This window comes from Lentzea sp. NPDC059081 (assembly GCF_042738015.1).
In the GTDB taxonomy this organism is placed as follows: Bacteria; Actinomycetota; Actinomycetes; order Mycobacteriales; family Pseudonocardiaceae; genus Lentzea.
Genome location: NZ_JBHYGW010000003.1, coordinates 274,414 through 290,020 on the forward strand (window position 1 = coordinate 274,414; position 15,607 = coordinate 290,020).

At 66.7% G+C, this 15,607-nt stretch carries 21 protein-coding genes; 1 reads left to right on the forward strand and 20 read right to left on the reverse strand.

Annotated features, from left to right (window positions below; translation table 11 throughout):
- Positions 1 to 264 precede the first annotated feature (264 nt).
- Positions 265 to 1,827: a S8 family serine peptidase gene (locus ACFWV3_RS08810; protein ID WP_382409884.1), complete on the forward strand. Its 1,563-nt coding sequence runs from the start codon at positions 265 to 267 to the stop codon at positions 1,825 to 1,827.
- A gap of 923 nt (positions 1,828 to 2,750) precedes the next feature.
- On the opposite strand, the gene truA is transcribed toward ACFWV3_RS08810, so the two are convergent.
- The 20 genes from truA to rplE all read right to left on the reverse strand — a co-directional run bounded on the left by truA (position 2,751) and on the right by rplE (position 15,607).
- Positions 2,751 to 3,542, reverse strand: a complete 792-nt coding sequence (gene truA / locus ACFWV3_RS08815) for a tRNA pseudouridine(38-40) synthase TruA (RefSeq protein ID WP_382409886.1) — start codon at positions 3,540 to 3,542, stop codon at positions 2,751 to 2,753.
- A gap of 59 nt (positions 3,543 to 3,601) precedes the next feature.
- The gene (rplQ, locus tag ACFWV3_RS08820) at positions 3,602 to 4,177 is read right to left on the reverse strand and encodes a 50S ribosomal protein L17 (protein WP_382409888.1); all 576 of its coding nucleotides are present in this window, start codon (positions 4,175 to 4,177) and stop codon (positions 3,602 to 3,604) included.
- A 48-nt stretch (positions 4,178 to 4,225) separates the two neighbouring features.
- Complete coding sequence (locus tag ACFWV3_RS08825; RefSeq protein WP_382409890.1) at positions 4,226 to 5,284, reverse strand: DNA-directed RNA polymerase subunit alpha; 1,059 nt, start codon at positions 5,282 to 5,284, stop codon at positions 4,226 to 4,228.
- A 151-nt stretch (positions 5,285 to 5,435) separates the two neighbouring features.
- On the reverse strand, positions 5,436 to 6,041 hold the full coding sequence (rpsD, locus tag ACFWV3_RS08830) for a 30S ribosomal protein S4 (RefSeq protein WP_090074346.1): 606 nt from the start codon (positions 6,039 to 6,041) through the stop codon (positions 5,436 to 5,438).
- Positions 6,042 to 6,064: 23 nt separating this feature from the next.
- Entirely contained in the window at positions 6,065 to 6,472 is a 408-nt protein-coding gene (gene rpsK, locus ACFWV3_RS08835) for a 30S ribosomal protein S11 (protein WP_086669042.1), read from the reverse strand.
- Positions 6,473 to 6,509: 37 nt separating this feature from the next.
- Positions 6,510 to 6,890 (reverse strand): 30S ribosomal protein S13, encoded by a 381-nt coding sequence (gene rpsM, locus ACFWV3_RS08840; protein ID WP_045309821.1) that lies wholly within the window; start codon positions 6,888 to 6,890, stop codon positions 6,510 to 6,512.
- 220 nt (positions 6,891 to 7,110) lie between these two features.
- Complete coding sequence (rpmJ, locus tag ACFWV3_RS08845; RefSeq protein ID WP_010148647.1) at positions 7,111 to 7,224, reverse strand: 50S ribosomal protein L36; 114 nt, start codon at positions 7,222 to 7,224, stop codon at positions 7,111 to 7,113.
- Positions 7,225 to 7,249: 25 nt separating this feature from the next.
- Entirely contained in the window at positions 7,250 to 7,471 is a 222-nt protein-coding gene (gene infA / locus ACFWV3_RS08850; RefSeq protein WP_005166804.1) for a translation initiation factor IF-1, read from the reverse strand.
- Between the two features lie 122 nt (positions 7,472 to 7,593).
- Positions 7,594 to 8,268, reverse strand: a complete 675-nt coding sequence (locus ACFWV3_RS08855; protein WP_382409894.1) for a hypothetical protein — start codon at positions 8,266 to 8,268, stop codon at positions 7,594 to 7,596.
- A gap of 111 nt (positions 8,269 to 8,379) precedes the next feature.
- Positions 8,380 to 9,162 carry a type I methionyl aminopeptidase gene (gene map / locus ACFWV3_RS08860; protein ID WP_382409896.1) on the reverse strand — a complete coding sequence of 261 codons (783 nt, stop codon included), beginning with the start codon at positions 9,160 to 9,162 and terminating at the stop codon, positions 8,380 to 8,382.
- Positions 9,163 to 9,215: 53 nt separating this feature from the next.
- Positions 9,216 to 9,776 (reverse strand): adenylate kinase, encoded by a 561-nt coding sequence (locus ACFWV3_RS08865; RefSeq protein WP_382409898.1) that lies wholly within the window; start codon positions 9,774 to 9,776, stop codon positions 9,216 to 9,218.
- Positions 9,777 to 11,087: a preprotein translocase subunit SecY gene (secY, locus tag ACFWV3_RS08870; RefSeq protein ID WP_382409900.1), complete on the reverse strand. Its 1,311-nt coding sequence runs from the start codon at positions 11,085 to 11,087 to the stop codon at positions 9,777 to 9,779. It abuts the gene before it with no gap.
- Between the two features lie 1,025 nt (positions 11,088 to 12,112).
- Positions 12,113 to 12,553 carry a 50S ribosomal protein L15 gene (gene rplO / locus ACFWV3_RS08875; RefSeq protein ID WP_382409902.1) on the reverse strand — a complete coding sequence of 147 codons (441 nt, stop codon included), beginning with the start codon at positions 12,551 to 12,553 and terminating at the stop codon, positions 12,113 to 12,115.
- Positions 12,550 to 12,735, reverse strand: a complete 186-nt coding sequence (gene rpmD, locus ACFWV3_RS08880; protein ID WP_045309828.1) for a 50S ribosomal protein L30 — start codon at positions 12,733 to 12,735, stop codon at positions 12,550 to 12,552. The genes rplO and rpmD overlap by 4 nt, the downstream gene beginning before the upstream one ends.
- A 2-nt stretch (positions 12,736 to 12,737) precedes the next feature.
- Positions 12,738 to 13,346, reverse strand: coding sequence for a 30S ribosomal protein S5 (rpsE, locus tag ACFWV3_RS08885; RefSeq protein WP_030473451.1), 609 nt, complete (start codon positions 13,344 to 13,346; stop codon positions 12,738 to 12,740).
- A gap of 34 nt (positions 13,347 to 13,380) precedes the next feature.
- Positions 13,381 to 13,782: a 50S ribosomal protein L18 gene (gene rplR, locus ACFWV3_RS08890; RefSeq protein ID WP_330854397.1), complete on the reverse strand. Its 402-nt coding sequence runs from the start codon at positions 13,780 to 13,782 to the stop codon at positions 13,381 to 13,383.
- A 1-nt stretch (position 13,783) separates the two neighbouring features.
- Entirely contained in the window at positions 13,784 to 14,323 is a 540-nt protein-coding gene (gene rplF / locus ACFWV3_RS08895; RefSeq protein WP_382409905.1) for a 50S ribosomal protein L6, read from the reverse strand.
- A 12-nt stretch (positions 14,324 to 14,335) separates the two neighbouring features.
- Complete coding sequence (gene rpsH / locus ACFWV3_RS08900) at positions 14,336 to 14,734, reverse strand: 30S ribosomal protein S8 (protein ID WP_030473454.1); 399 nt, start codon at positions 14,732 to 14,734, stop codon at positions 14,336 to 14,338.
- Between the two features lie 119 nt (positions 14,735 to 14,853).
- Positions 14,854 to 15,039, reverse strand: a complete 186-nt coding sequence (locus tag ACFWV3_RS08905) for a type Z 30S ribosomal protein S14 (protein WP_030473455.1) — start codon at positions 15,037 to 15,039, stop codon at positions 14,854 to 14,856.
- 4 nt (positions 15,040 to 15,043) lie between these two features.
- Complete coding sequence (gene rplE / locus ACFWV3_RS08910) at positions 15,044 to 15,607, reverse strand: 50S ribosomal protein L5 (RefSeq protein ID WP_382409907.1); 564 nt, start codon at positions 15,605 to 15,607, stop codon at positions 15,044 to 15,046.

Sequence of the window (15,607 nt, forward strand, 5' to 3'; positions counted from 1 at the left end):
TCGGTCGTCCGGCCCAGCGGCCTCGAACTACTCGCCCAGTTGAGACGTGTGCGCCCCGGACGATGAACCGGCTGTTACTCCGGTTCATCGTTCGGGGCGCAATTGTTTTGTCCATAGCTCAGCGGAACCAACTAATTCACATAGCGCCCAAATCTGTTGATTCGGCATTCGCAGGCAATTTCGTGGACCATCTTGCAGCCAATCAGTCCGCGCCACTAAGAAAACTCTCACCTGCTCAACCCTGCGACGAGGGAGCTTGCTGCTATGGGAGAATCGTGGGCCAGACGAGCGGCTGGAATCGGGCTGGTGGCGAGCGCGGCGCTCGTCCTGTCGTCCGTCTCCGCCACCGCTGCGCCCGAGGGGGAGATTCGTAACCTCGGTGCGTCCAACGCGGTCAAGGACAACTACATCGTCGTGCTGAAGGACGTGAGCACCACCAGCGTCGAGACCCTCAGCGCCAAGTACAGCGCGACGGTCAAGCACACTTACAAGTCCGCTTTGCGCGGTTTCTCGGCGCAGATGTCCGAAACCCAGGCCAAGCGCCTGGCGGCGGACCCCGCGGTCTCCTACGTCGAGCAGGACGGCGAAGTCCACCTGACGGAGACCCAGACCCCGACCCCGTCCTGGGGCCTCGACCGCATCGACCAGCGCGCGCTCCCACTGGACGACAGCTACACCTACCCGAACCGCGGCGCGGGCGTCACGGCGTACATCATCGACACCGGCATCCGCTTCAGCCACAGCGACTTCGGCGGCCGCGCGGTGTCCGGACGCGACACCGTTGACAACGATGACGACGCGACCGACTGCGCAGGCCACGGCACCCACGTCGCGGGCACCGTCGGCGGCACGAAGTACGGCGTCGCCAAGGACGTGAAGCTGGTCGGCGTCCGAGTCCTGAACTGCGCGGGCTCCGGCACGTTCGCGGGCGTCATCGCCGGCATCGACTGGGTCACCGAGCAGGTGACGAACAACCCGGCCAACAAGCCGGCGGTCGCCAACATGTCCCTCGGCGGCGGCGCCAACCAGACCGTCGACGACGCCGTGACGCGCTCCATCGCGGCAGGCGTCACCTACGGCCTCGCAGCGGGCAACGACAGCGGCGGCAACGCCTGCAACACCTCCCCCGCCCGCACCCCGAACGCCATCACCGTCGGCTCGACCGACCGCAACGACACCCGCTCGTCCTACTCGAACCTGGGCACCTGCCTCGACATCTTCGCGCCGGGCCGCGACATCACGAGCGCCTGGCTGACCAACGACGAGGCCACCAACACCATCAGCGGCACCTCGATGGCGACCCCCCACGTAGTCGGCGCGGCGGCCGTCTACCTGGGCTCGTCCCCGAACGCCACCCCGCAGGAAGTCCGCGACGCCCTGGTGGACAACGCCACCAGCGACGTGGTCGGCTCCCCCGGCACCGGCTCCCCGAACAAGCTCCTGCACATCACCGGCACGGCCCCCGGCCACGCCCCCGGCCAGTGCCCGACGGCCACGAACGACACCGACACGGCCATCCCGGACGCCAGCTCGGTGACGTCGTCCATCACCATCGCCGACTGCCTGGGCAAGGCCAGCGCCCCGGCCTCGGTCAGCGTCGACATCAAGCACACCTACCGAGGCGACCTGGAACTGGCCCTGATCACCCCCTCGGGCGCAGTGAAGCTCCTGAAGGTGAGCAACGGCAACGACAGCGCCGACGACCTCAAGGCCACCTACAACGTGAGCGTCTCCTCCGAGGACGCCAACGGCACCTGGCAGCTGCGAGTCCGCGACACCTACCGCCAGGACACGGGCTACATCGACTCGTGGACGCTCGACATCTGATCCCAGCCCCCTGATTCCAGCCTTTCCGCACCACCCCTCGGAGCCCCCGGCCATCGGCCGGGGGCTCCTCCCTTGCGCCGGGCGGGGTTTGCGGCGCTGCGGCGGCCTGAGAGGGCCGTAGCGGCCCAGCAGGCGGCCAGGAGGGTGGGGCAGGGACCGAAGAGGCGGAGGAAGGACTGGAGGGACCGGAAGGGCTGGGAGCCTGAGCGCACACGGTCGGGCCGAGAGGGGCGCACGCGGTTGGGCCGGGAGGGGCGCACGCGGTTGGGCCGGGAGGGGCGCACGAGGGCGTGGCGGGCGAGCGCTTGAGGCGAACGGGGAGGGCGCGGAAGCGGAGGCACGCTGGCGCAAGGGTCCCCTCGGATTTCGAGTCCCCCGCGACCCAACGTACAGACGAGGTCTGACACTTCCGCGAAGCCAACAACGCCCGCAGCACGGCCATGACGCGCGACGCCCAACACGCGGGAGACGGGGCACGAGGCACGGGCTCAACGCTCAACGCACGGGGCACGGGGCACGGTGACAACGATGGCCGCGATGGCGTAGCCGAGCCAACCGCAATGCCGAAGCGAAGGCGAAGCCGAGCCAGCTTTTCCCATACCTGGCTGGTGGGGTGGTCCCGTCACGAGCAGTGCCGGCGTTTAGCCGCGCGCGAGGAGGGGTGTCAACCCGGCACGCTTTTCGCCGGGTTGACACCCCTCCTCGGGTGTGGCTGCATCGAGCACTGCTCGTGACGGGACCACCCCACGGAATCCGCACAACACAACGCAACAGCAAGCCGCCTAACCCAAACAGGCGTGCCATCAACCCGCAGACGGCGCTGGCCGGTCTTTGATCAGTTGGCGGGGTCCGGGGCAGAGCCCCGCGCACGAAACGGGAGCCGACAGAAAAAACGGAACCCAACACACCAAATAAAACCAAAATCAAGACAAAGAACGAACCCGCCGAGTGACCAAAGCCCGAGCCCCCAACTCGGAATCAGCAGGAAAATCCACCCGAACCAAACTCAACCCATGAGCCGGAGCAACAGCCACCCCACTCGCCCGCCCACTCAAACCCAACAAAGACGAAGGCCAGGAAACAGGCTTCCGCCCCTCCCCAACAGCCAACAAAGCCCCAACAAGCGACCGAACCATCGAGTGACAAAACGCATCGGCAGAGACAAACGCCGTGACCACACCATCAACAGCAGACCGCACCAGCTCAAGCCGCTGCAACTCCCGGATGGTCGTAGCCCCCTCCCGCCGCTTGCAAAACGCACAGAAATCCCGCTCCCCCAACAACAGAGCAGCAGCAGCGTTCATCGCAGCGACGTCCAACGGGCGAGGCCAAGCCAGAGTGTCCAACCGCCGCAACGGCGAAGCCCCGAAATCGGCATCGGCCACCCGGTACTCGTAATGCCGACGCAGGGCGGAGAACCGGGCATCGAACTCGACCGGCACAACCCGGGCCGAGAACACCCGGACATCCGCCGGCAGCACCCGAGCCAAGCGCCGCGGCAACCCGGCGACGTCGACCGCAGAAGGCAGATCGACGTGGGCGACCTGCCCGGAGGCGTGCACACCGGCGTCGGTGCGGCCGGCGACGGTCAGCACCACGTCCTCGCGCAGCACCATCGACATGGTGTCCTCGAGGACGCCGCACACGGTCCGGCGCGACGGCTGACGCGCCCAGCCGGAGAACTCGGTTCCGTCGTACCCGAGGTCCAGGCGCACACGAACGAGCCCGCCGCCCTCAGAGAGAGGGACGACGGGCTCGTCAGCTGGAGAACCGCTCAGGACTCGTCCTTCTTGTCCTTGGCCTCTTCCGCCTTGACGTCCTCGGCCGACGGCTCGCCGTCGACCTCGACAGCGCCCTCGGCGGGCTCCTCGGCAGCGTCCTTCGTCGCGGACTCGGGCGCGTCAGCGTCCTGGTCGACGACGGCGGTCTCGGCCGGCTTCTCGTCCTTGGCGAACTTGGTCTTGCGCGCAGCCTCGGCCTCGGTGGAGACGAGCTTCTGCTGCACCAGCTCGATGATGGCCATGGGGGCGTTGTCGCCCTTGCGCGCCAGCGTCTTGGTGATGCGGGTGTAGCCACCGGAACGGTCGCTGAAGAACGGACCGATCTCGGCGATCAGCTTGTGCACGACGTCCTTGTTGCGGATCACCTTCATGATCTCGCGACGGTTGTGCAGGTCGCCGGCCTTGGCCTTGGAAATGATCTTCTCGGCGTACGGACGCAGCCGCTTCGCCTTGGCCTCAGTGGTCTTGATCCGGCCGTGCTCGAACAGCGCCGTCGCCAGGTTGGCGAGCAGCAGCCGCTCGTGTGCCGGAGACCCACCGAGCCGTGGGCCCTTGGTAGGGGTGGGCATCGCTTACTCCTGTAACTGAAAGAGATCCTCTAGCTCTGAGTCAGAGCGTCAGAGCTGCTCGGTCTCCGCGTAGTCCTGGCCGTCGTCGTGCGGGTCCAGGCCGGCGCCGGCACCCCAGCCGGTGTCACCGGCGTGGTAGTCGGAAGCGGCGGCGGACGGGTCGAACCCAGGAGGCGAGTCCTTCAGGGCGAGGCCGAGGCCGACGAGCTTCATCTTGACCTCGTCGATCGACTTCGCACCGAAGTTGCGGATGTCCAGCAGGTCCGCCTCGCTGCGCGACACGAGCTCGCCGACGGTGTGGATGCCTTCCCGCTTCAAGCAGTTGTAGGACCGGACCGTGAGGTCGAGGTCCTCGATCGGCATCGCGAACGCGGCGATGGTGTCGGCCTCGGCCGGCGACGGGCCGATCTCGATGCCCTCGGCGTCGATGTTCAGCTCGCGAGCGAGGCCGAACAGCTCCACCAGGGTCTTGCCCGCGGAGGCAACCGCGTCCCTCGGGGTGATCGAGGGCTTGGTCTCCACGTCGAGGATCAGCTTGTCGAAGTCCGTCCGCTGCTCGACACGAGTCGCCTCGACCTTGTACGTCACCTTGAGAACCGGCGAGTAGATCGAGTCGACGGGGATGCGGCCGATCTCGGCGCCCGCCTGCTTGTTCTGGACAGCCGGGACGTAGCCGCGACCGCGCTCGACGACGAGCTCGATCTCCAGCTTCCCCTTGCCGTTCAGGGTCGCGATGTGCAGGTCGGGGTTGTGCACGGTGACACCGGCCGGAGGCACGATGTCGCCCGCGGTCACCACACCGGGGCCCTGCTTGCGCAGGTACATGGTCACCGGCTCGTCCTCCTCGGACGAGACGACGAGCTCCTTCAGGTTCAGGATGACGTCGGTGACGTCCTCCTTCACCCCGGGAACCGTGGTGAACTCGTGCAGCACGCCGTCGATGCGGATGCTCGTGACAGCAGCACCGGGGATCGACGAGAGCAGCGTGCGGCGGATCGAGTTGCCGAGCGTGTAGCCGAAGCCCGGCTCCAGCGGTTCGATGACGAACCGGGAACGGGTCTCGGAGACCGCTTCCTCGCCGAGCGAGGGGCGCTGGGAAATCAGCACTGGGTTCAACCTTTCTACAACGACGCCCGCTATTTGACGCCGTCAACAACAGCCAGTCGCGGAGACCGGCATGCGCACTCGGCACACCCTTCGCGCCGATGCGGGACCCGACCCGAGCCACCGTCCACAAGAGACGATGGCTCGGAGAGGATCACTTCGAGTAGAGCTCGACGATGAGCTGCTCGGTGACAGGCGTGTCGATCTGCGCGCGCTCGGGCAGCTGGTGCACGAGGATGCGCAGGTTCGAGGAGACGACCTGCAGCCAAGCGGGAATCGGGCGGTCACCGAAGGACGCGCGGGCGGCCTCGAAGGGCAGCGTCGGCATGGACTTCGGCTTCACGTCGATGATGTCGAACTTCGACACCTGGTAGCTCGGGATGTTCACCTTGTGGCCGTTGACCAGGAAGTGACCGTGGCTGACCAGCTGACGAGCCTGGCGACGCGTGCGGGCGAGGCCCGCGCGGTACACCACGTTGTCGAGGCGGGCCTCGAGGATCTGGAGCAGGTTCTCACCGGTCTTGCCCGGGCGACGAACCGCTTCCTTGTAGTAGCGGACGAACTGCTTCTCGAGGACGCCGTAGGTGTAGCGAGCCTTCTGCTTCTCCTGGAGCTGCAGCAGGTACTCGGACTCCTTGACCCGGCCCCGGCCGTGCTGGCCGGGCGGGTACGGACGGCGCTCGAACGCCTGGTCCCCACCAACGAGGTCGACCTTGAGGCGACGCGAGATGCGCGTCGCGGGTCCCGTGTAACGAGCCATTAGTTCTTACTCCTCCCCGTGCCTCAGACCCGGCGCCGCTTGGGCGGGCGGCAGCCGTTGTGGGGCTGCGGGGTCACGTCCTGGATGGTGCCGACCTCGAGACCGGCGGCCTGCAGCGAACGGATCGCGGTCTCACGGCCGGAGCCGGGACCCTTGACGAACACGTCCACCTTGCGCATGCCGTGCTCGGCGGCCTTGCGGGCGGCGTTCTCGGCAGCCATCTGCGCCGCGAACGGCGTGGACTTGCGCGAGCCCTTGAAGCCCACGTGGCCGGCGGACGCCCAGCTGATCACGTTGCCCATCGGGTCCGTGATGGACACGATGGTGTTGTTGAACGTGCTCTTGATGTGCGCCTGGCCGTGCGAGACGTTCTTCTTTTCCTTGCGCCGGATCTTCTTGACCCCGGCTCCCGTGCGGGACTTGGGTGGCAAAACGAACTCCTAAGTCGAGTGCAGTAGACGCGAGGTCTTACTTCTTGCCGGCCTTCTTCTTGCCGGCCACGGTCTTCTTCGGACCCTTGCGGGTACGGGCGTTCGTCTTCGTGCGCTGTCCGCGAACGGGCAGGCCGCGACGGTGCCGAAGACCCTCGTAGCAGCCGATCTCCATCTTGCGACGGATGTCGGCCGCGACCTCACGGCGAAGGTCACCCTCGACCTTGTAGTTCGTCTCGATGTGGTCCCGCAGCTTGGCGAGGTCGTCGTCCGTCAGATCCTTCACCCGGAGGTCCGGGGAGATCTCCGTGGCGGCGAGCAGCTCCTTGGAGCGCGTACGACCGATGCCGAAGATGTAGGTGAGCGCGATCTCCATCCGCTTCTCGCGGGGGAGGTCGACGCCAGCGAGTCGTGCCATGTGGCGGTTAACTCCTGTCGATTACTTCCAGGTCTGCTCCTCGCCCAGTTCCGGTGACTGACTCGCTGTGTGTCATGCCCGGCTGCTCTCACAGCCGGTGTCCCGGCCCCGGCCTGGAATCCGGGGGTGTCCGCACGCATCTGGCCCGTGCGGTAGGTGCGAGGAGTTTCTCTTTACTGCGTCATCGAAGAGGATCTCGACGAGCGCGTGGTGGAGCTGCTCAGCCCTGGCGCTGCTTGTGGCGCAGGTTCTCGCAGATCACCATGACCCGGCCGTGACGGCGGATCACCTTGCACTTGTCGCAGATCTTCTTGACGCTCGGCTGAACCTTCACGCCTGAGATCTCCTGCTACTGGAGGTCACTTGTAGCGGTAGACGATGCGCCCGCGGGACAGGTCGTAGGGCGAGAGCTCCACGACGACCCGGTCCTCAGGGAGGATGCGGATGTAGTGCTGTCGCATCTTGCCGCTGATGTGCGCGAGTACCTTGTGACCGTTCTCCAACTCGACCCTGAACATCGCGTTGGGGAGCGGCTCGACTACGCGGCCCTCGACCTCAATGGCCCCGTCCTTCTTGCCCATGTCCTCCGCGTTTCGTGACGGTGGTAATAACCTTTGGACGCGCGCCAACCCGGTTCGATCTCACCTGCGAGGGCATGACAGAACCGGCGCGACGGATGCGCCACCTGACCAGTGTACGCAGTTCACTCCGGCAACCCAAATCGGGCCCGATCAGGGCCGTCACCCGGCCGTGCGCACCTCTCCAGGAGCACCCGCAGCTTCCCGATCTCGCTGATCTCGGCCTGGTGAGTGCCGAGCACGGACTTGAGCGTGCGGGCGCGTTGAGCGGCGACCGCGGTGCCGTAGCTGGTGCCGTCAGAACACCTCTGAGCTGCGTTGTCGAGCGCCCGGTCGCCGGATCCGACGCCGTAGCTCTCCCGGCTCGGATCGCCGGGACCGCGCTGGATGAACCCCGCCCGGTCGAGGCACCGCAGCAACGTGAGGTCGAGCGCCCTCGTCTGCGCTGCCTCTGGGCCGGACCTCAGCAGGACCGTCCATTCGCGCACCACGGTCGTGTGCAGGGCCGTGATCCGGCTCACGGCGTTCACGTACTCGGGCCCGGCGTCGATCCGGGCCTGGCCACCACACCCGCCGTCGACCGGCGGTGGTGGGCTGACGAAGTTCGGCCGCAGGACCACCACGTCGCCGAACGGCGGTTCGCAGTGCTCGACGGCGGCGATGGAGTCGGCCAGGAAGATCCTGTCGGCGATCTTGTCGGCCGGGAGGTCCTGGTAGGTGAGATCGGTGGCCGGCTTCGTGGCAGCGCAGCCCGAGACGAGAAGCAGCAGAGCGGACAGGACGGAACGGGTTGCCCCCACAATGCCCCCAAGCATTGGACTCGTTCGTCACCTCGACGGTATCCGCGGTGGCAAATGAAATAACCCCGTCCGCCGAATGGCGAACGGGGTTTGTTCCAAGCGGTCGGGGCTTCAGTCCTCCTCGGGCGCGGTGAGCACCCAGGGACCGTTCTCCGTGATCGCGACGCTGTGCTCCCAGTGCGCGGCTCGCGTGCCGTCGAGCGTGATGACGGTCCAGCCGTCCTCGAGCTCCTGCGAGTCGTCGGTGCCGAGCGTCAGCATCGGCTCGATCGCGATGGCCATGCCGACCTTGAGCCGCGGGCCCTTGCCGGGCTTGCCGTAGTTCGGCAGGAACGGGTCCATGTGCATCTTGGAACCGATGCCGTGGCCGCCGTAGTCCGCGACGATGCCGTACTCGATGCCGTCGCGCTCCCCCGACTCGACGGCCGAGGACTCGATGGCGAACGAGATGTCCGTGAGCCGGCCGCCGGGGACCGCCGCCTCGATGCCCGCGAGCATCGACAGCCTGGTCGCCTCGGACAGCTTGTGGTCCGCCGGCGACAGCTCGCCGACGCCGACCGTGACGGCCGAGTCGCCGTGCCAGTCGTCGAGGATCGCGCCGCAGTCGATGGAGATCAGGTCGCCCTCGGCCAGCACCTGGGTCCTGCTGGGGATGCCGTGGACGATCTGGTCGTTCACCGACGCGCAGATGCTCGCCGGGAAGCCGTGGTAGCCCTTGAACGACGGGATGGCTCCCGCGTCGCGGATGGTCTGCTCGGCGATCTCGTCGAGCTCCCACGTGGAGACGCCGGGCTTCACCGCCGCGACGACGTTCTTGAGGGCCTTCGCCACGACCAGGCCGGAGGCGCGCATCGCCTCCAGCTGGCCCGGCGTCTTGATCTCGATCTTGCTCATGCTGTCGCTGCCACCCGTGATGACAGTGCGGAGCCGGTCAAGCAGTCCACCTGTCACTTCTCGTCGCGCAGCTCGTTCAGCGCGGCGAGTGCGCGCGCGCTGATCTCGTCGATCTCACCGACGGCGTCGATGGAGACGACCTTGTCGGAGTAGTAGCTCAGCAGCGGCGCGGTCTCGTTGCGGTACACCTGCTGGCGGTGCCGGATGACGTCTTCCTTGTCGTCCGTGCGCCCGCGTGCGAGCAGCCGCTCCACCACGACGTCCTCGTCGACCCGGAACTCCAGCACCGCGTCGAGCGTGTGCCCGCCGACGGCCAGGAACTCACCCAGCTTGTCCGCCTGGGCGACGTTGCGCGGGAACCCGTCGAGCAGGAACCCGTCCGTCGCGTCGGACTCGGCCAGCCGCTTGCGGACCATCTCGTTCGTGATGGAGTCCGGCACGAGCGCGCCCTCGTCGAGGATGCTCTGCACCTCGAGGCCGAGCTCGGTCTGGTTGCTGATGTGTGACCGGAAGAGGTCGCCCGTCGAGATGTGCGGCACACCGAGCTTGCGGCTCAGCACTTCGGCCTGGGTGCCCTTGCCCGCACCCGGCGGGCCAACGAGAACGAGTCGCATCTAGCGGAGGAACCCTTCGTAATTGCGCTGCATGAGCTGGCTCTCGATCTGCTTCACGGTGTCGAGGCCGACACCGACCATGATCAGAACCGCGGTGCCGCCGAACGGGAAGTTCTGGTTCTGGCCGTCGCCGGTCAGGTCCAGGAACAGGTTCGGCAGGATCGCCACGATGCCGAGGTAGAGCGAGCCGGGGAGCGTGATGCGACCCAGCACGAACTTGAGGTACTCGGCGGTCGGACGACCAGGTCGGATGCCGGGGATGAAGCCACCGAACTTCTTCATCTCGTCAGCGCGCTCGTCCGGGTTGAACGTGATGCCGACGTAGAAGTACGTGAAGAAGACGATCAGCAGGAAGTAGACGCTGATGTGCACCCAGCTCGACTGCTTGACCAGGTAGGTCTGCACGAACGTGGAGAACCAGTTCGGCTCGGTCGAGGAACCCTGGGTGAGGCGGACGATCAGGTCCGGCAGGTAGAGCAGCGACGAGGCGAAGATGACCGGGATGACGCCGGCCTGGTTCACCTTGAGGGGAAGGTACGTCGACGTGCCGCCGTACATGCGGCGGCCGATCATGCGCTTGGCGTACTGCACCGGGATGCGGCGCTGGGCCTGCTCGACGTAGATGACGCTCGCGATGATGATCAGGGCGGCCACGATCACCAGCGCGAAGGTGATGCCGCTCTTCTCGAGGATGTTCTTGCCCTCGGCCGGGATGCGGGCGGCGATACCGGTGAAGATCAGCAACGACATGCCGTTGCCGATGCCCTTCTCGGTGATGAGCTCGCCCAGCCACATGATGACCGAGGTGCCGGCGGTCATGGTGACGACCAGCACGATGAGGGTGAAGATGCTGTCCTTGCCAGGGATGACGTCCTGGTCGCACTCGCCGAACAGCTGCCCGCGCACCGCCAGGGCGACGAGACCGGTGGACTGCAGGATCGCGAGCCCGATGGTCAGGTAGCGCGTGTACTGCGTCAGCTTGCCCTGACCAGCCTGTCCTTCCTTCTTCAGCTGCTCGAACCGCGGGATGACCACGGTGAGCAGCTGGATGATGATGCTCGCGGTGATGTAGGGCATGATCCCCAGCGCGAACACCGACAGGTTGAGCAGAGCGCCACCGCTGAACAGGTTGATCAGCGAGTAGATGTTCTGGCCCTCGAGCTGTTCAGCACACGCCCGCACGTTCTTGAAGGACACGCCCGGCGCGGGCATGGTCGCACCAAGCCGGTACACAATGATGATCCCGAGCGTAAACAGGATCTTCTTGCGTAGATCCGGCGTCGCGAGAGCCGAGCGGAATGCGCCGAGCACGCGAACCTCCTGAGCGTTGCCGACCCCCAGGGACCGGCACATGCGGTAGTTGGCAGGCCGCAGCAGGCAGCCACGACCAAGCAACCCGGAGGACATCCGGGTTCAGCCCGCGACTCTAACAGTCTCCAACGACCCCGCCGTACCCAGTGGCCAATCACAGGTTGCAACTCGTTGATCTCCCACCACACCACTAGGCCATCCGGGGTAGAAACTCCTTCATTTCCGTGCTACGAGCAGCGATTACACGCCCCGCGAACGTTTGCGCCACCGCCCCTGTTCCCACCTCTGGTGCAACTTTTTCAGCTGACCGCAGAACACGCCTGGAGCCCGACTCGCGCACGCCGCCCAGAACGCGGGGCGGCAGGAGGGGGCGGGTGGGCGTACTGGGAGGGAGCGGATGGCGGGGGCAGAGCCGGGGGAAGCGGGTGCCAGGTGGAGGCATCGCGTCCGACGGATGCCAGTTGGAGACGCCGCGTTGGACGGACGCCAACGGAAGGCTCACGTCGGGGAAGCCGAGACGCGCCAGCAGGGCGCTCGTGCAGGCTCTGCGCGCACCTCAGGTGCAGCAGAGGCCGAACACCCCCCAGCGGCGATGCGGAGCGAGCCGGACAGACCCCCGCACCGCCAACGGCGAAGCCGAGGCCCCAAGCGATGCCGAAGGCGAGCAGTGCGGACCTGACGCCGATGGGTAGCGGTGCACCCACTCGTGGTTAGGCGATTGGGGCTTGACTTTGGGTGCGAGGTGCTACCACTTGTGGATCGGCCGGTTGCGAAGCATCCGGCCTTTTCCGGCCGAACCAGCGCCTCGCAAGGGCCCCGAAGTCAAGCCCCAATCGCGGATCGTCGCGGAGCGGCGATGAACCCAGGTCTTCGTCCGAGGTGCACGACCACGCTGGAACAGCCACGAATCCGCAATGGTGACCACGCTGGAACCCGCCCGGCCCCAACCGCAACCAACCCAGGCCAACAAACGCCAAAGGGCCCCGAGGCAACAGCCCCAGGGCCCTTCAGACGAACAACAGCCGTCACGCCACGGTGGAAGACCCACCAGCAGCAGCCAGCTTCTCCACAGCGGTCTTGGAGAACTTGTTGGCGGTGACGTCCAGCTTGACGCTGACGTCGCCGTCACCCAGCACCTTGACGAGCGCGCCCTTGCGGACCAGCCCGGCCAGCACCAGTGCGGCGACGTCCACCGAGCCGCCCTCCGGGAAGGAGGCGGCGATCGAGGAGACGTTCACGACCTGGTACTCGGTGCGGAACGGGTTCTTGAAGCCCTTGAGCTTCGGGAGCCGCATGTGCAGCGGCATCTGGCCACCTTCGAAGCGCGGCGAGACGTTCTTGCGAGCGCCCGTGCCCTTCGTGCCGCGGCCGGCGGTCTTGCCCTTGGAGCCCTCACCGCGGCCGACGCGGGTCTTGGCGGTCTTGGCTCCGGGAGCGGGACGCAGGTCGTGGATCTTGATGGTCACGACTGGACCTCCTCAACAACCACCAGGTGACGCACGGCGTGGATCAGGCCGAGCACCTGGGGGGTGTCCTCGCGCACGACCGACTGGCGGATCTTGCGCAGCCCGAGGGTGCGCATCGACTCGCGGTGGTTGTGCTTGGTACCGATGGTGCTGCGCACCTGGGTGATCTTGAGCTGAGCCATGATCAGACCCCCTGGCCCGCGCGAGCGCGGATCATGCCGGCGGGAGCGACGTCCTCGAGGGGCAGGCCACGACGGGCCGCGACCTCTTCGGGACGCTGCAGGCCCTTGAGGGCCGCCACGGTCGCGTGCACGATGTTGATCGCGTTGTCGGAGCCGAGCGACTTCGACAGCACGTCGTGCACGCCGGCGCACTCGAGGACGGCGCGGACAGCGCCACCCGCGATGACACCGGTACCGGCCGAGGCCGGACGCAGCAGGACCACACCAGCGGCCTTCTCACCCTGGACCGGGTGGGGGATGGTGCCGGCGATGCGAGGAACGCGGAAGAAGTTCTTCTTCGCCTCCTCGACACCCTTGGCGATGGCCGCGGGAACTTCCTTGGCCTTGCCGTAGCCGACGCCGACCATGCCGTCGCCGTCGCCGACCACGACGAGCGCGGTGAAGCTGAAGCGACGACCACCCTTGACCACCTTGGAGACGCGGTTGATCGCAACCACGCGCTCGAGGTGGGGGGTCTTCTCCTGGGCCGCGCCGCCGCGGCCGCCGTCACGACGGTCGCGGCGCTCTCCGCGCTCGCCCCCGCCGCCTTCGCGACGCGTACGTCCTGGCATCAGGCGTCCCTCTCAATTCCAGTGATCAACATTGTCAGAACTCCAGCCCCGCCTCGCGAGCGGCGTCCGCCAGAGCAGCGATCCGGCCGTGGTACGCGTTGCCACCGCGGTCGAACACGACCGCCGTGATGCCGGCGTCCTTGGCACGGGCCGCGGCCAGCTGGCCGACCTTGGCCGCACGGGCCTTCTTGTCGCCGTCCAGGGCACGGACGTCGGCCTCCATCGAGGAAGCGGACGCGACCGTGTGGCCCTTCAGGTCGTCGATGATCTGCACGGTGATGTGCTTCGACGAACGGTGCACGACCAGGCGCGGACGCTCGGCCGTTCCGTTGACCTTCTTGCGGAGGCGGAAGTGGCGACGGGCCTTCGCAACACGACGCCTGGTGGAGATGTCCTTGCCCACCGGCTTGCGCTTCGTAACAGTCGACTCGCTCATGTCACTTACCCGTCTTTCCGACCTTGCGACGGATCTTCTCGCCCGAGTAGCGGACGCCCTTGCCCTTGTACGGGTCGGGCTTGCGCAGCTTGCGGATGTTGGCGGCGACCTCACCGACCAGCTGCTTGTCGATACCCGAGACGGAGAAGCGGGTCGGGGTCTCGACCGCGAAGGTGATGCCCGCGGGGGCCTCGACCTTGACGGGGTGCGAGTAACCGAGCGCGAACTCGAGCTCAGAGCCCTTGAGCGCGACGCGGTAACCGACGCCGTGGATCTCCATCTTCTTTTCGTAACCCTGGGTCACGCCGACGACCATGTTGTGCACGAGCGTGCGCGACAGGCCGTGGAGCGCGCGGTTGCGGCGCTCGTCGTTCGGGCGCTTGACCTCGAGCGTGCCGTCCTCAGCCTTCTCCAGGCTGATCGGCTCAGCGATCGTGATCGTCAGGAGGCCCTTCGGACCCTTGATGCTCACGTCCTGGCCCGCGATGTTCACGTCGACCCCGGAGGGGACAATGATCGGCTGCTTACCGATGCGCGACATGTCTACTCCCCCTTACCAAACGTAGGCGAGGACTTCTCCGCCCACGCCTGCCTTGTTGGCCTGGCGGTCGGTCATGAGACCACCAGAGGTCGAAATGATCGCCACACCGAGGCCACCGAGAACTCGGGGCAGACCGGTGGACTTCGCGTACACGCGCAGGCCCGGCTTCGACACGCGGCGGAGGCCGGCGATGCTGCGCTCCCGGTTCGGGCCGTACTTCAGCTCGACGACGAGGTTCTTCGCGACCTCGCCCTCCTCGTCGCGGTACGAGGCGATGTAGCCCTCGCGCTTGAGGATCTCGGCGATGTTGGCCTTCAGCTTCGAGTGCGGCATCACGACCTTGTCGTGGTAAGCCGAGTTCGCGTTGCGCAGACGAGTGAGCATGTCTGCGATCGGGTCGGTCATCGTCATGGTGACCTGGTCAACCTTTCTCGCTGCGGTTCACCGGCTCAGGGTCCAGACCAGCCCTCCCCGGAGGGAGGGACTGGACGGTCGTGTGCGGGCCTACAGCGAAGTAATGGAGCTTTGAATTACCAGCTGGACTTGCTGACGCCAGGCAGCTCACCGCGGTGAGCCATCTCGCGCAGGCAGATCCGGCAGAGGCCGAACTTGCGGAACACCGCGTGGGGGCGGCCGCAACGCTGGCACCGGGTGTAGCCCCGGACCTTGAACTTCGGCTTCTTCGCGGCCTTGTTGATCAACGCCTTCTTGGCCATCGACTCAGTTCTCCTTGAACGGGAAGCCCAGGTGCTTCAGCAGCGCCCGGCCCTCCTCGTCGTTCGTGGCGGTGGTGACGACGGTGATGTCCATGCCGCGAGGCCGGTCGATAGCGTCCGGGTCGATCTCGTGGAACATCGACTGCTCGTTCAGACCGAACGTGTAGTTGCCGTTGCCGTCGAACTGCTTGCCCGAGAGGCCGCGGAAGTCGCGGATACGGGGCAGCGCGATGGTCAGCAGGCGGTCGAGGAACTCCCACATGCGGTCGCCGCGCAGCGTGACGCGCGCGCCGATCGGCATGCCCTCGCGCAGCTTGAACTGCGCGATCGACTTGCGGGCCCGACGGACCTCGGGACGCTGGCCGGTGATGATCGAGAGGTCCTTGACGGCACCCTCGATCAGCTTGCCGTCACGGGCGGCGTCGCCGACACCCATGTTGACGACGACCTTGACGACGCCGGGGATCTGCATCACGTTGGCGAAGGAGAACTGCTTCTGCAGCTCGCCCTTGATCTCGTCGCGGTAGCGCGTCTTGAGCCGCGGGATGATCTTCTCTGCGGTGGTCAT